Consider the following 15217-nt stretch of genomic DNA (forward strand, 5'->3'; position numbering starts at 1 on the left):
GGCCGATGACGACAGCGGAATATCTCGCCCGCCGCAGTGAAGTGGAGACCTATTTCGACCGCACCGCGGTCGCAGCCTGGACGCGGCTGACCTCGGATGCGCCGGTCGGCCGCATCCGCGCCACCGTGCGCGCCGGCCGCGACGAGATGCGGCGGACGCTGCTGTCGTGGCTGCCGCTCGATCTGCGCGGCGCGCGCATCCTCGATGCCGGTTGTGGTACGGGTAGCTTCTCCATCGAAGCCGCGCGGCGCGGCGCCGACGTCGTCGCCGTCGACATCTCGCCGACCCTGATCGAGATCGCGCAGCGCCGGCTGCCCGACGACATCAGCCGCAATGCGATCCGCTTCGTCGCCGGCGACATGCTCGATCCCAAGCACGGCGGCTTCAACTTCGTCGTCGCGATGGATTCCTTCATCCATTACCGCGCCGAGGATGCCGTGCGCATCGTCGCCGGCCTTTCGGGCCGCACCTCCGATGCGATTCTCATGACCTACGCGCCGCGCACGCCGCTGCTGGCGGTCATGCATGCGGTCGGCGGTCTGTTCCCACGCGGCAACCGCGCGCCGTCGATCGAGCCGGTCGCGGAGCAGAAGCTGTCTCGGTTGATCGCTGAAAATCACGATCTCGCCGATTGGCGCTGCGCCCGCAGCTGCCGCATCGCCAACGGCTTCTACATCTCCCAGGCGCTGGAGCTCCGCCCGTCATGAGCACGCGCGCGCCATCGTTCCTGCAACTGTGGACGCGGCTGTCGTCGCGCTATCTGCCGTTTGCGGATGCCGCCTCGACCGAGCTGCCGCTGTCGCGCCTGATGCGGCTGTCGCTGTTCCAGGTGTCGATCGGCATTTCTGTAGTGCTGCTCAACGGCACGCTCAACCGCGTCATGATCGTCGAGCTCGGCGTGCCCTCCTGGCTGGTCGCGACGATGGTGGCGCTGCCGCTGGTGTTCGCACCGCTGCGCGTGCTGATCGGCTTCAAGTCCGACCATCACCGCTCCGTGCTCGGCTGGCGCCGTGTACCGTATATCTGGATGGGTACCCTGCTGCAGTTCGGCGGCCTCGCCATCATGCCGTTCGCGCTGCTGGTGCTGTCGGCCAGCGACTCGCCAGGACAAGTGATTGCCGGGCGCATCGGCGCAGCGCTGGCCTTCCTCTTGGTTGGTGCCGGCCTGCACACGACGCAGACCGCCGGCCTGTCACTTGCGACCGACATCGCGCCGGAGCACTCGCGCCCACGCGTTGTCGCCTTCCTCTATGTGATGCTGATGTTCGGCATGATGGCGAGCGCGCTGACTTTCGGCGGCGTCCTGGCCGATTTCAGCGAGATGCGGCTGATCCAGGTGATCCAGGGCGCGGCGCTGACCGAGATGGTGCTCAACGTCATCGCGCTGTGGAAGCAGGAGGCGCGTGATCCCTCGCGCACATCGGCGAGCCGCGAGCGGCCGCGCTTCGGCGATTCCTGGCGGCAGTTCCGCGAGGCCGGCGGCTCGATGCGCGTGCTGGTCGCGGTCGGGCTCGGCACCGCCGGCTTCACGATGCAGGACATCCTGCTCGAGCCATATGGCGCGGAGATCCTGCATCTCACCGTCGGCGAAACGACCGCGCTGACGGCCTTGTTCGCGGCGGGCACGCTCGCCGGCTTCGGCCTCTCCGCGCGCCGTCTGGGCAAGGGCTCCGATCCCTACCGCATCGCCGCGCTCGGCGGGCTCGTGGGCCTGTTCGCCTTCTCAGCCGTCATCTTCTCGGCCCCGTTGGCCTCGCCGCTGGTGTTCAGGATCGGCACGACGCTCATCGGCTTCGGCGGCGGTCTGTTCGCGGTGGGCACGCTGACGGCTGCGATGGCTTTGGTGCAGAACGGCGAGAGCGGCCTTGCGCTCGGCGCCTGGGGCGCGGTGCAGGCGACGGCGGCAGGAGTTGCCATCGCTGGCGGCGGTGCCATTCGCGATGTGATGTCACAACTCGCGATGGACGGCCGCCTTGGCGTTGCGCTCGCGGGGCCGGCGACCGGCTACAGCATCGTCTACCACGTCGAGATCGCGCTGCTCTTCGTCACGCTGGCGGTTATCGGGCCGCTGGTGCGGCGGCGGGCGGCGGAGCCGCAGCAATTACAATTCGGAATCGCGGAATTTCCAGGTTAGCCCAGTCGGGGAGGAAGCCATGACGTCTTTCACGAGCTACATCGATGTCGCACAGGTGGTGCTTTACGGATTCTGGATATTCTTCGCAGCCCTGATCTTCTACCTGCATGGCGAGGACAAGCGCGAAGGCTATCCCTTGGTGTCCGAGGGCCGAACCGGCCGGCAAGTCCCGTCGACCGGTCACGGCTTCCCGTCGCCGCCATCGCCGAAGACCTACCATATGCATGGCGGCCGCACCGCCACCTTGCCGAACTTTGCGAATGACCGCGCCGATGCACCGGTGACCCCGATGTACCCCTGGCCGGGCACGCCCTATCTGCCGGCCGGCAATCCGATGCTCGATGGCGTCGGCCCGGGCTCCTACGCGGCGCGAAAGGACGAACCGGAACTGACCATGGACAACATCCCGGCGATCGTGCCGCTGCGCGTCGACGGCAGCATCTTCATCGCAACGGAGGATCCCGATCCGCGCGGCATGCCGGTGTTCGGGTTCGACGGCAAGCTCGGCGGCAAGGTGCGTGAAGTGTGGGTCGATCGCGCCGAGATGCTGATCCGCTATCTCGAGGTTGAAGTCGACAGCATCGTCGGACGTCACGTGCTGCTGCCGATGACCATGTGCGTCGTCGACCGGTCGCGGAAGGCGGTGCTGGTCGATTCCATCCTCGGCTCGCAATTTGCCAACGTGCCCGGCCTCGCCAATGCCGACCAGGTCACGAAGCTCGAGGAGGACAAGATCGTCGGCTACTACGGTGCCGGCTACCTTTATGCGACCGCCGCGCGCCAGGAGCCGCTGCTGTGAGCACGCGCCGGAATGATCAGCTGATGCTGCCGGCAGGCGAGCGCCTGTTGTGGCAGGGACAGCCGAAGGTGAAGGCGCTGCTGCTGCGCGTCTTCCACCTGCGCCTGGTGCTCGCTTATTTCGCGGCACTGTTCGGTGCCCGCGTGGTGACGGGTGCGTTGGATCACCAGCCGCTCTCTCTGTCACTGGCCAGCGCGTCGTCGCTGGTCGTACCACTGGCGATCGCGACCGCGCTGCTCACCGGCCTCGCGGTGCTCTACAGCCGCACCACCCGCTACACCATCACCTCCAGGCGCGTGCTGCTGCAGTTCGGCGCCGTGCTGCCGATGACCTTGAACGTGCCGTTCAAGCAGGTCTCGCGCGCCGACGTGAAGCTGTTCTCCGATGGCTCCGGTGATCTGCCGCTCGGCGTGACCGCGCAGCAGCGGCTGTCGTACCTCTTGCTGTGGCCGCATGCGCGTCCCTGGCGGCTGAACGAGGTCGAGCCGATGCTGCGCGGCGTACCGAAAGCCTGCGAGGTGGCCGAGATCCTCGCGAAGGCGCTGGTCGCGGCGTCGGATGGTGCTGTGACGGCGCAGCCGATCGCCGCAGGCAACGACCAGCCGCAAGGTGCGTCGCCGGCCGGCGCGGTCGCCAGCGCGGCGTGACGAGGAGGATGCCATGAGCCAAGCCGAGGGCCATGCCGGACTTCAAGTCGAGCATCACGCCGAACCCGACATCGTCATTCCGAAGGGCGCGCTCCGCGCGGCCATCGCTCTGGTGCTTTTCTCCCTGGTCGCGGCCGGCGTCGGCCGCTGGACGGGCGTAGGCGCCGTCCACACCGATCACGTTGCCGCGGTGCAGACCGTCGCGCTCCGGTTCGTGGACCGTCCCGATGGTGGCATCTCCGTCGTGGCGCCCGACAGCGGCAAGGTGGTTGGAGTCGTCGAGGCCGGTGGCGACGGCCTGCTGCGCACGGTTCTGCGCAGCATGGCGTTCGACCGCCAGCGTCACGCGATCGGCTCGGGGCCGGCCTTTACGATCAACCGCTGGGCCGACGGCCGCATGAGCCTTGACGATCCGTCGACCGGACGCCGCGTCGATCTCGGGCCGTTCGGTAACGACAGCAAGCGCCGGTTCACGGAGCTGATGACGATGGGAGAAACGCGATGAGAGGATTATGGGCCAACGAGCCCCGCAGCTTCGACATCGGCTGCAGCATCGAGGTCGAGCAGACCTCCGAGTCCCTGCATGCCCATGTCACGCTCGACCGTGACGTCAACATCCGCCCGGGCGACGAGGTGGTCATCCACGGCGAGCCGATCACGGTCAAGTTCGGCGAGCAGCTCAACCTGCGCCGCACCGCCACGGTCGTTCGCGCCGGTCCGGTCAAGCGCATGATGATGCATGTCGCGGGCTATCTCGAACTCACGGAATTGTACGACGTCAGCTTTTCGGACGGGAGGGTCAGATGATCGCAATGGAAGGCGGATCCGGCAATATCTCCACCAAGATGGCGCTGGAGGACACGATCCTCACGCCGCGCTTCTACACCACCGATTTCGCGGCCATGGACCGACTGAACGTCGACCTGGTGCGCCGCGAATGGGATGCGGTCATGGCCGAGCTGCGCGCCGACCACAACCGCAAGCACTTCGTGCGTACGCCGGAATTCGACAAGGATCTGAACGAGCTGCCGGAGGCTCTTCGCGCCGAGTTCAAGGACTTCCTGGTGTCGTCGCTCACGGCCGAATTCTCCGGCTGCGTGCTCTATGCCGAGATCAAGAAGCGGATCACCAATCCCGACATCCGCGAGCTGTTCCAGTTCATGAGCCGCGACGAGGCGCGCCATGCCGGCTTCATCAACGAGATCCTCAAGGATCATGGCATCGGCGTCGATCTCGGCTTCCTCACCAAGACGAAGAAGTACACCTACTTCAAGCCGAAGTTCATCTTCTACGCGACCTATCTGTCGGAGAAGATCGGCTATGCCCGCTACATCACGATCTATCGCCAGATGGAGCGGCATCCGGAGCGCCAGTTCCACCCGATCTTCAAGTGGTTCGAGCGGTGGTGCAACGACGAGTTCCGGCACGGCGAGGCGTTCGCGCTGCTGATGCGCGCCGACCCGAAGCTATTGAGCGGCTACAACAAGCTCTGGATCAAGTTCTTCCTGCTGGCGGTGTTCGCCACCATGCATGTCCGCGACCACATGCGCCCCGCCTTCTACGAGGCGTTGGGCATGCCGCCGGACGAGTACGACATGCGGGTGTTCCGCATCACCTCGGAGATCTCGCGCCAGGTCTTCCCGGTGATGCTCGACATCGACAATCCGCGCTTCTGGGAAGGCTTGAAGCGGCTGCGCGAGATCTCGGAGGCGATTGCCGAGGCGAAGGCGCAGGGCGGTATCATGGGCACGCTCAAGCGGGCCGTGCTGCCGCTCAAGGCTGCGCTGACCTTCGGCCGGCTGTACATGCTGCCGGCCAAGAACAACGAGCTGCCACGGGAGATCAGGCTGCAACCCGCCTGGTGACAAGGAGCCGGCCATGGGCGCGACCGCGATTGCCATACCCTATGTCGTGTTCGTCTGGTGGTTCTCGACCGGCGCCGTGCTGGCGCTGGTCGGGCTCGCCGCCCGCTTTCCGGCCGCGTTCAAATGGGGCACGGCCGCGGCCTTCGTCGCGGCCCTGTCTGGCGTCGCGGTGTCGAGCCAGGCCGCCGAGGACGCCAATGCCTATTGCGCCTTTACCTGCGCGATCCTGCTGTGGGGCACGGTGGAGATGTCGCTGCTCGCCGGCTGGATCACCGGCCCGCGGCCCGAGCCATGTCCGCGCGACTGCACGCCGGCCTCGCGCGTCGGCTTCGCGCTGCAGGCGATCGCCTATCATGAGCTGGCGCTGATTGCGACTGCCGGACTCGTGTTCGCGGTCACGTCGGGCGCGCCCAACCGCCTGAGCTGGTGGACCTTCGCGGCACTGCTGGTGCTCAGACAGAGCGCGAAGATCAACCTTTTTCTTGGCGTACGCACCCTGAATGACGAGCTGCTTCCGCAGCAGGTCCGCTTCATGCGCAGCTATTTCGCCAAGAAATCCACGAACCTGCTGTTTCCGTTCTCGATCGCGGCGGCGACCACGGCGACCGTGCTGGTCGCCGCCGCCGCGCTCGGGGCCAAATCCTCGTTCGACGGCGTGGCGCTGTCGCTGCTGGCGTCGCTGATCGCGCTTGGCCTGCTCGAACATGGCTTCATGGCGCTGCCGATGCCGGTCATCAATCTCTGGCGCTGGGGCGCGCCGGTCGAGCCGGCGATGGCGGCCGTCGCCGCGCTCCCGGCCCCGGCCCCGATTACGCCGATGACGCGGCCGGTGCTGGCCGTCGTGCCGCCGGCGCCCGAGGCCGAGCGTCACGTGCCTGCGCCCAAGCCGTCGATGTCGGCGCAGAAGACTGCGGCCGCCTTGGCGCGGCAGCGGCTCGAGGAGCAGTTCCGCCAGGCCTATCGCCAGGCCCGCGCTGATGCGCAGGCGCAAACCATCACCGGACTGGCCGCGGTGTCGGTCACGCCGCCGGTCGATCCGAACACGACAGCACAGGGGGGAGTACCATGAACTACGAAGACTATTTCCGCCGCCAGCTCGACGGCCTCCGGCGCGAGGGACGCTACCGCGTCTTCGCCGACCTCGAGCGCAAGGCCGGCGCCTTCCCGCGCGCGACCTACCGCGGTCCGCATGGCGAGCGCGAGGTCTCGGTGTGGTGCTCCAACGATTATCTCGGCATGGGCCAGCATCCGAAGGTGCTGGAGGTGATGCACGAGGCGCTCGACCGCTGCGGCGCCGGCGCCGGCGGCACCCGCAACATCAGCGGTACCAACCACTATCATATTCTGCTGGAAGAAGAGCTCGCCGACCTCCACGGCAAGCAGGCCGCGCTCTTGTTCAACTCCGGCTACGTCTCGAACTGGACCTCGCTGTCGACGCTCGCGGGGCGCATGCCCGGCTGCGTCATCCTCTCCGACGAGCTCAACCACGCCTCGATGATCGAGGGCATCCGCCACAGCCGCTGCGAGACCCGGATCTGGCGCCACAACGACGTCGCCGATCTCCGTGACAAGCTGTCGGATCTCGACCCCAAGGTGCCGAAGCTGATCGCCTTCGAGAGCGTCTATTCAATGGATGGCGACATCTCGCCGATCTCCGACATCTGCGACGTCGCCGACGAATACAACGCGATGACCTATCTCGATGAGGTCCATGCCGTCGGCCTGTACGGCCCGCGCGGCGGCGGCATCTCCGAGCGCGACGGCGTCGCCGACCGGCTGACCGTCATCGAGGGCACGCTCGCCAAGGCGTTCGGCGTGATCGGCGGCTACATCACGGCGTCCAACACGGTCTGCGACTTCGTCCGCAGCTTCGCCTCCGGCTTCATCTTCTCGAGCTCGCTGCCGCCGGCCGTGGCCGCCGGCGCGCTGACCAGCATCCGCCACCTCAAGGCCAGCAATCATGAGCGCGCCCGGCATCAGGATCGCGTCGCGCGGCTGCGGCGCCGGCTCGACGAGGCGGGCGTCAGCCATCTCGACAATCCCAGCCACATCGTGCCGGTGATGGTGCGCGACCCTGTGCTGTGCAAGCGGATCAGCGACATCCTGCTCGACCGCTACGGCGTCTATGTGCAGCCGATCAACTATCCGACGGTGCCGCGTGGCACCGAGCGGCTGCGCATCACCCCGTCGCCCTATCACTCCGACGAGGACATCGAGCATCTGGTCTCGGCGCTGTCCGAGATCTGGGCGGAGATGGGCTTGGCGCAGGCGGCCTGATTCAGCGCGATCCGCGCGGCGTTTGCGCCAGATCAATTTGTCAATCCAGCTTGACGTTAGGATGTCAGGACAAATTGATAACCGGGGGAGAACGCCGTGCGGATCTTGTTGCTGCATCCCAATTATCACTCCGGCGGCGCCGAGATCGCCGGCAACTGGCCCCCCGCCTGGGCGGCGTATATTTCCGGCGCGCTGAAGGCGGCCGGCTTCACAGACCTCCGCTTCATCGACGCGATGACCAACGATCTCTCCGAGGAGCAGGTCCGCAGCATCCTGCGCTCTGAGAAGCCGGATGTGATCGGCTGCACCGCGATCACGCCGTCGATCTACAAGGCCGAGCGGCTGCTGGAGATCGCCAAGGAGGAGCACCCGGACGCGCTGACCGTGCTCGGCGGCATCCATGCCACCTTCATGTATCAGCAGGTGCTGACCGAAGCGCCCTGGATCGACGCGATCGTGCGCGGCGAGGGCGAGGAGATCATCGTCGACCTGATGCGCGCCCGCGAGGACGGCCGCTGGCAGAACGACCGCCGCAGCATCAAGGGCATCGCCTATCGCGACGGCGGCGAGGTCGTGGCGACCGTGGCGGCGCCGACGGTGAAGAATCTCGATGCGATCACGCCCGACTGGAGCGTGCTCGAATGGAGCAAATACATCTACATCCCGATGAACAAGCGCGTCGCCATCCCCAACATGGCGCGCGGCTGCCCGTTCACCTGCAGCTTCTGCTCGCAGTGGAAGTTCTGGCGCGATTACCGCATCCGCGACCCGAAGAAGGTGGTCGACGAGATCGAGACCCTGATGCGCGAGCACGATGTCGGTTTCTTCATCCTCGCCGACGAGGAGCCGACCATCAACAAGAAGAAGTTCGTGGCGTTCTGCGAGGAGCTGATCCGCCGCGACCTCAAGATCCTCTGGGGCATCAACACCCGCGTCACCGACATCCTGCGCGACGAGGCGCTGCTGCCGCTGTACCGCAAGGCCGGCCTGATCCACGTCTCGCTGGGCACGGAAGCCGCCGCGCAGATGAAGCTCGACCGCTTCAACAAGGAGACCACGGTCGCGCAGAACAAGAAGGCGATCCAGCTGTTGCGCGATGCCGGCATCGTGGTCGAGGCGCAGTTCATCGTCGGCCTCGAGAACGAGACCCGCGAGACGCTGGAAGAGACCTACCAGATGGCGCGGGATTGGAAGCCGGATCTCGCCAACTGGGCGATGTACACGCCGTGGCCGTTCTCCGACCTGTTCCGCGACCTCGGCGACAAGGTCGAGATCTTCGACTACGAGAAGTACAATTTCGTCACCCCCATCATGAAGCCCGACGCGATGGACCGCGGTGAGCTGCTCGACGGCGTGATGAACAATTACCGCCGCTTCTACATGCGCAAGGCGCTGTTCTCGTACCCCTGGGCCGGCTCCGGCGAACGCAGGCGGTATCTGCTTGGCTGCCTGAAGGCGTTTCTGAAGTCCGGCTTCGAGCGCAAGTTCTACGATCTCGGCCGCGTTAACTATTGGGGGCCGCAATCCAAGGGCAAGGTCGATTTCGGCTTCGACACCTCGCGCAAGCGCGCCGAGCCCGGCAAGGTGGAATGGAAGACGAGCCATAATCGCAAGCTGAGCGGACCGCAGCAGGCGCAGGTGATGGCCTGCGGCGGCGGCACCGAGCAGATGAGCGAAGAGGCCGAGACGGGAGTGCATTGAGATGCACGGCACGCGCGCCCAGCATGCTCCGCTGTCGCGCGCGGCCGCCGCCTCCGATCATGCGGCCGGGCGCATCGGCCCGAATGCCATCATTCAGACGGCGGAGGCCTTGCGTCTGCTGCTGGGCGAGGACATCGCGCGCCGCGTGTTCGCGGCCGCGCGGCTCGATGCCTATCTCAGCGCGCCGCCGGCCGACATGGTCGATGAAGCCGAGGTCATCCGGCTGCATCTGGCGTTGCGCAGGACGCTCGATGACGACACGGCCCGCGCCGTCGCCACCAGGGCAGGGCATCTGACCGGCGCCTACCTGCTCGCGCACCGCATCCCCTCGGCGGCGCAGCGCCTGCTTCGGCTGCTGCCGGCGCGGCTGGCTGCCCGGGCGCTGTCGCGCGCGATCGCGGCGCATGCGTGGACATTCGCAGGCACCGGGACGTTCACAGCGCGGCCGGGCCGCCCGACCATCTACGAGATCAGCCATTGCCCGCTGTGTCGCGGCCAAAACGGCGACCACGCGATCTGCGACTTCTACGCCGCAACCTTCGAGACGCTATTTGCCAGGCTCGTGCATCCGAATGCGCGGGCGCGGGAGATCGGTTGCGAAGCCACCGGCGCCTCCGCCTGTCGATTCGAGATCGATTGGTAGGGCGCCGCGATGCGAGAGGCGACACCGTCACGGCTTCGGGTGTCGCGCTCAGCGGGGCAGAAACCGCGCGCCCTCCTTGCCCAGAAAGTCCAGCATCGCCTGCGCCGGCGGCAGCAGCAGCTTGTCGGCGCGCCGCACCGCGTGCCATTGCCGGATGATCGGCAGGCCCACCACCTTCAGCGTCACCAGCCGCCCCTCGCCGAGCTCATGCGCCACCGTGTGCTGCGAAATGAAGGCGATGCCGAGGCCGGCGATGACCGCCTGCTTGATGGTCTCGTTGCTGTCCATCTCCATGCTGGTCTTCGGCTGCAGCCCATGCCTGTCGAAGAAGGACTCCATCAGCAGCCGGGTTCCCGAGCCCGGCTCGCGGGTGATGAACACCTCTTCGGCGAGGTCCTCCGCCGCGATGCGCTTGCGGCGCGCGAATTTGTGGTTGGCGGGCGCGATGATGATGTGCGGATGCTTGCCGAACGGGCGCATGTCGACGGGAATGTCGGCCGGCGGCCGGCCCATGATGGCGATGTCGAGATCGTAGCCGCGCAAGGCCTCGCGCAGGCTATCGCGGTTGCCGATCCGCAATGTCACGTCGATCTTCGGAAACCGCCGCGAAAATTCCGCAATCGCAAACGGCACGAAATATTTTGCGGTCGAGACCGCGCCGATTGCCACCCGGCCGCCGCTGCGCCCGGCAAGAATGTCCAGCGCCTGCTCGCAATCCTGCAGCGCGGCCTCGACTCGCTCGGCGAGCGCCAGCACGCTGCGGCCTGCTTCCGTCAGGATCATGCCGTCGGTGGTGCGCTGGATCAGCGGCAGCCCGGCGAGCTCCTGGAGATTGCGGATCTGCAGCGTGACGGCAGGCTGCGTGAGGTTCAGGCGGCCGGCCGCGGACGTCACCGAACCCGAGTTCTGCACGGCCACGAGCGCCCGAAGCTGCCGGATGGTGAGGTCGCGCGCGAAATGACGGCTCATGGAACCCTCGGTGAGATCGATCGCATAAGGAAAACTTTGGTCAATCCAAAGATATTGAAATTTCCCTAATCACGCAAATCGAGTGTTGATAGCAGCGCGGCACGACGCATTCGTGCGGCTTCATCAAAGTTCCCGGCAGAGGAGCTGATGGCGAGGGAGTGGCCCATGACTCATCCGTCCAATCACCCGATGGATCATCATCATCAGACACTGCAGGCCCATCTGGCATCCCAAGGGGCGGATGCCGATTGTGCCGCGGTCATCGAAGCCCTCGCCGACGCCGCGCGCGAGCTCGCGCGGCAGATCGCCATCGCGCCGCTGTCCGGCATCGACGAAGGCGCGGCGACCGTCAACACCGACGGCGATATCCAGAAGGCGCTCGATATCGTCGCCGACAATCTGATGCGCGAGGCCCTGCGCCGCGCGCCGGTCGCCGGCATCCTGTCGGAAGAGGGCGATCGGCCGGAAACGGTCAATGAGGCTGCCCCACTTTGCGTGGCGATCGATCCGCTCGACGGCTCATCCAACCTTCAGAACAATATCTCGGTCGGCACCATCTTCTCGATCCGGCCGCGCGGCCGCGACGTGCTCTCCAGTTTCTTCGAGCCCGGCACCGCGCAGCGTGCCGCCGGCTTCTTCGTCTACGGCCCGCAGACCTGCCTCGTGCTGGCAATCGACCGTCGAGTCGACCTCTACGTCCTGCACCCGACGCTGCACGAGTTCATTCTGGCCAAGTCCGGCATCCGCATTCCGCAGGACACGCCGGAGTTCGCGATCAACGCCTCCAACCGCCGGCACTGGAGCGGCGCGGTCCGCAACTATGTCGACGAGTGCCTGTCGGGCGCCGCCGGCCCTCGCGGCCGCGACTTCAACATGCGCTGGATCGCCTCGCTGGTGGCGGAAGCCTATCGCATCCTGATGCGCGGCGGTGTGTTTCTGTATCCCGCCGATTCCAGGCCGGGCTATCGCGAGGGCCGGCTGCGGCTGGTGTACGAGGCGCACCCGATGGCGCTGATCATGGAATGGGCCGGCGGCTCCGCCTCGAGCGGCCGCGCCCGCATCCTCGAATTGTCGGCGCGCTCGCCGCATCAGCGGGCGCCCCTGATCATGGGCGATGTCCGTCTCGTACGGGATGTCGACATGCTGCACGAGGGCGTCGAGCCGCTGTTCGAAACCAGCGATGCGCCCCTGTTCGCCCGCCGCGGCCTGTTCCGCTGAGCGCGCTGTCGAGCCGGCACCGCTCGGCGAGACTTCCGGAGATATAGTCATGTCACGTCGTCATCCCATCATTTCGATCACGGGCTCGTCGGGCGCCGGCACCACGTCGGTCAAGAAGACCTTCGAGAACATCTTCCGCCGCGAGAACGTCAAGGCCGCCTATATCGAGGGCGATGCCTTTCACCGCTACAATCGCGAGGAGATGCGCCGCAAGATGGTCGAGGAGGCCGAGCGGGGCAACAAGCACTTCAGCCATTTCAGCCCCGACACCAATCTGTTCGAGGAGCTCGAGAAGACCTTCCGCGACTATTCGGAAACGGGCACGGGTACCACGCGCCACTACGTGCATGATGATGAGGAGGCGCGGCTCTACGACGCGAGGCCCGGCACCTTCACGGAGTGGACGCAGCTGCCGGCGGATTCCGATCTTCTGTTCTATGAAGGCCTGCACGGCGCCGTCGTCACCGAGATGGTCAACATCGCCCAGCATGCCGACCTGAAGATCGGCGTCGTCCCGGTCATCAATCTCGAATGGATCCAGAAGCTGCATCGCGACCGTGCGTCGCGCGGCTACACCACCGAGGCGGTCACCGACACCATCCTGCGGCGCATGCCGGACTATGTGAACTACATCATCCCGCAATTCTCCGAGACCGACATCAACTTCCAGCGCGTGCCGACAGTCGACACGTCGAACCCGTTCATCGCGCGCTGGATCCCGACGCCCGACGAGTCGATGGTCGTCATCCGCCTCAAGAACCCCCGCGGCATCGACTTTCCCTATCTGCTGTCGATGATCCACGGCAGCTTCATGTCGCGCGCCAATTCGATCGTGATCCATGGCTCGAAGCTCGACCTCGCCATGCAGCTCATTCTCACCCCGATGATCATGCAACTGATGGACCGAAAGAGGCGCACGCTATGACCGCCACCGCCGTGCAAAAGGCAGCCGCCAAAGTTGATCCGGCCCACGCCGAAATGGCGAACGCGATCCGCTTCCTGGCCATCGATGCCGTGGAGAAGGCGAAGTCGGGTCACCCCGGCATGCCGATGGGCATGGCCGACGTCGCGACCGTGCTGTTCTCCCGCTTCATGAAGTTCGATCCGGCCGACCCCGCCTGGCCCGATCGCGACCGCTTCGTGCTGTCGGCCGGCCACGGATCGATGCTGCTCTACGCGCTGCTGCATCTCACGGGCTATGAGGCGGTCACGATCGACGAAATCAAGGCGTTCCGGCAATGGGGCGCCAAGACGCCGGGGCATCCGGAATATGGTCACACGCCGGGCGTCGAAACGACCACGGGGCCGCTGGGGCAGGGCATCGCGACAGCCGTTGGCATGGCGCTCGCCGAGCGCCTGATGAACGCGCGCTATGGCGACGAATTGGTCGATCACTACACTTATGTCATCGCCGGCGATGGTTGCCTGATGGAGGGCATCAGCCATGAGGCGATCTCGCTTGCCGGCCATCTCCGGCTCAACCGACTGATCGTGCTGTTCGACGACAACGGCATCTCGATCGACGGCTCGACCGGGCTCGCGTGTTCCGACGATCAGCCCGCGCGTTTCGCCGCCTCGGGCTGGGCGACCAGCCGCATCGACGGCCATGATCCCCAGGCGATCGAAGCCGCCATCGCCGCCGCGCGGCAGAGCGACCGCCCGAGCATGATCGCGTGCCGCACCACGATCGGCTTCGGCTCGCCGGGACGGCAGGGCTCGGAGAAGGCGCATGGCGCGCCGCTCGGGCCGGAGGAGGTCGACAAGACCCGCGCCGCGCTGCACTGGCCGCACCGGCCGTTCGAAGTTCCGGCCGATGTTCTGGTCAGCTGGCGCGAGATCGGCGCGCGTGGCCGCAGCGTCCGCCAGGCCTGGAAGGAGCGCGCGCGCAAGCTCGGCACGGCCGACCGCTCGCCCTGTCACGATGCGCTGAACAAGAAACTGCCGGCGGCCTACATCGAGCGCATGGCGCAATTCATCGCGCAGTTGACGGTTGAGAAGCCGAAGATCGCCACGCGTCAGGCGTCGCAGAACGTCATCGACGTGATCGCGACGGTGCTGCCGAATTTGCTCGGCGGCTCGGCGGACCTGACCCACTCCAACCTGACCAAGGCGAAGACGCACAAATCAGTGACGCCGTCGAGCATGGACGGCAACTACGTCCATTACGGTGTGCGCGAGCACGCGATGGCCGCGGCCATGAACGGCGTCGCGCTGCATGGCGGCTTCATTCCCTATGGCGGCACCTTCCTGGCGTTTGCCGACTACAACCGGCCGGCCATCCGTCTCGCCGCGCTGATGGGCATCCGCGTCATTCACGTGATGACGCACGACTCCATTGGTCTCGGCGAGGATGGCCCGACGCACCAGCCAGTCGAGCATGTCCCGAGCCTGCGCGCCATTCCCAATCTCCTGGTGTTTCGTCCGGCCGATGCCGTCGAGACCGCGGAAGCCTGGGATTGTGCGCTCCGGGCCGAGACGTCGCCATCCGTGCTGTGCCTGTCACGTCAGGCGCTGCCGGCCTTCCGCACCGAGGCCTCGGATCACAACAAGGTGGCGCTCGGCGCCTATGTTGTGGTCGAGCCGGATGGCGGCCGTAACGTCACGTTGATCGCGACCGGGTCGGAAGTGGCGATTGCACTGGAGGCGGCAAAGCTGCTGGCGGCGGAGAATGTCCGCGCGGCCGTGGTGTCGGCACCTTGCTTCGAACTGTTCCGCAAGCAAAGCGCGGAGTATCGCGCGGACGTGCTCGGCAGCGCGCCGCGGATCGGCGTCGAGGCCGCCATCGAGGGCGAGTGGGCGCGCTGGCTCGGCGATGCCGGTGAGTTCGTCGGCATGCACGGCTTCGGCGCCTCCGCGCCGGCCGATGTGCTGTACCGCGAGTTCGGCATCACGCCGGCAGCCGTCGTGGACGCCGCCAAGCGCAACATCACCCGGTCGCGCGCGTCCTGAGCCGCGCCATACGAC

At 66.4% G+C, this 15217-nt stretch carries 15 protein-coding genes; 14 read left to right on the top strand and 1 reads right to left on the bottom strand.

Translation table 11 applies throughout. The features are described 5' to 3' along the window. Positions 1–5 precede the first annotated feature (5 nt). The 11 genes from bchM (at position 6) to bchJ (ending at position 10066) form a co-directional block, all read left to right on the top strand. Complete coding sequence (gene bchM, locus BRADO_RS07725) at positions 6–707, top strand: magnesium protoporphyrin IX methyltransferase (protein WP_011924749.1); 702 nt, start codon at positions 6–8, stop codon at positions 705–707. Then, on the top strand, positions 704–2134 hold the full coding sequence (locus tag BRADO_RS07730) for a BCD family MFS transporter (RefSeq protein WP_011924750.1): 1431 nt from the start codon (positions 704–706) through the stop codon (positions 2132–2134). The genes bchM and BRADO_RS07730 overlap by 4 nt, the downstream gene beginning before the upstream one ends. Before the next feature lie 19 nt (positions 2135–2153). Next, a complete protein-coding gene (gene puhA / locus BRADO_RS07735) occupies positions 2154–2933 on the top strand; it encodes a photosynthetic reaction center subunit H (RefSeq protein ID WP_011924751.1) in 780 nt (259 codons plus the stop codon). Then, complete coding sequence (gene puhB / locus BRADO_RS07740; protein WP_011924752.1) at positions 2930–3580, top strand: photosynthetic complex putative assembly protein PuhB; 651 nt, start codon at positions 2930–2932, stop codon at positions 3578–3580. The genes puhA and puhB overlap by 4 nt, the downstream gene beginning before the upstream one ends. A gap of 13 nt (positions 3581–3593) precedes the next feature. Next, complete coding sequence (puhC, locus tag BRADO_RS07745; RefSeq protein ID WP_011924753.1) at positions 3594–4085, top strand: photosynthetic complex assembly protein PuhC; 492 nt, start codon at positions 3594–3596, stop codon at positions 4083–4085. Then, positions 4082–4387, top strand: coding sequence for a hypothetical protein (locus BRADO_RS07750; RefSeq protein WP_011924754.1), 306 nt, complete (start codon positions 4082–4084; stop codon positions 4385–4387). The genes puhC and BRADO_RS07750 overlap by 4 nt, the downstream gene beginning before the upstream one ends. Further along, the gene (gene acsF / locus BRADO_RS07755) at positions 4384–5445 is read left to right on the top strand and encodes a magnesium-protoporphyrin IX monomethyl ester (oxidative) cyclase (protein ID WP_011924755.1); all 1062 of its coding nucleotides are present in this window, start codon (positions 4384–4386) and stop codon (positions 5443–5445) included. The genes BRADO_RS07750 and acsF overlap by 4 nt, the downstream gene beginning before the upstream one ends. 13 nt (positions 5446–5458) lie before the next feature. Then, positions 5459–6514, top strand: coding sequence for a putative photosynthetic complex assembly protein PuhE (puhE, locus tag BRADO_RS07760; RefSeq protein ID WP_011924756.1), 1056 nt, complete (start codon positions 5459–5461; stop codon positions 6512–6514). Beyond that, complete coding sequence (gene hemA, locus BRADO_RS07765; protein WP_011924757.1) at positions 6511–7722, top strand: 5-aminolevulinate synthase; 1212 nt, start codon at positions 6511–6513, stop codon at positions 7720–7722. Before puhE ends, hemA begins: the two co-directional genes overlap by 4 nt. Before the next feature lie 96 nt (positions 7723–7818). Beyond that, positions 7819–9423 (top strand): magnesium-protoporphyrin IX monomethyl ester anaerobic oxidative cyclase, encoded by a 1605-nt coding sequence (gene bchE, locus BRADO_RS07770; protein WP_011924758.1) that lies wholly within the window; start codon positions 7819–7821, stop codon positions 9421–9423. Between the two features lies 1 nt (position 9424). Beyond that, positions 9425–10066: a bacteriochlorophyll 4-vinyl reductase gene (bchJ, locus tag BRADO_RS07775; protein ID WP_011924759.1), complete on the top strand. Its 642-nt coding sequence runs from the start codon at positions 9425–9427 to the stop codon at positions 10064–10066. A 48-nt stretch (positions 10067–10114) separates the two neighbouring features. Here the strand turns inward: bchJ and BRADO_RS07780 are convergent, their stop codons facing one another. After that, a complete protein-coding gene (locus tag BRADO_RS07780) occupies positions 10115–11035 on the bottom strand; it encodes a LysR family transcriptional regulator (protein ID WP_011924760.1) in 921 nt (306 codons plus the stop codon). A 147-nt stretch (positions 11036–11182) separates the two neighbouring features. Here BRADO_RS07780 and BRADO_RS07785 point away from each other — a divergent pair, with 147 nt between their 5' ends. From BRADO_RS07785 to tkt, 3 genes are read left to right on the top strand one after another with little or no spacing between them, the layout of a single operon-like run. Continuing rightward, entirely contained in the window at positions 11183–12253 is a 1071-nt protein-coding gene (locus BRADO_RS07785; RefSeq protein WP_011924761.1) for a class 1 fructose-bisphosphatase, read from the top strand. Positions 12254–12302: 49 nt separating this feature from the next. Beyond that, positions 12303–13178, top strand: a complete 876-nt coding sequence (locus tag BRADO_RS07790) for a phosphoribulokinase (RefSeq protein WP_011924762.1) — start codon at positions 12303–12305, stop codon at positions 13176–13178. Beyond that, the gene (gene tkt, locus BRADO_RS07795; RefSeq protein WP_041756233.1) at positions 13175–15202 is read left to right on the top strand and encodes a transketolase; all 2028 of its coding nucleotides are present in this window, start codon (positions 13175–13177) and stop codon (positions 15200–15202) included. Before BRADO_RS07790 ends, tkt begins: the two co-directional genes overlap by 4 nt. The last annotated feature ends 15 nt before the right edge of the window (positions 15203–15217 follow it).

It is taken from the genome of Bradyrhizobium sp. ORS 278 (genome assembly GCF_000026145.1).
Classification (GTDB): domain Bacteria; phylum Pseudomonadota; class Alphaproteobacteria; order Rhizobiales; family Xanthobacteraceae; genus Bradyrhizobium.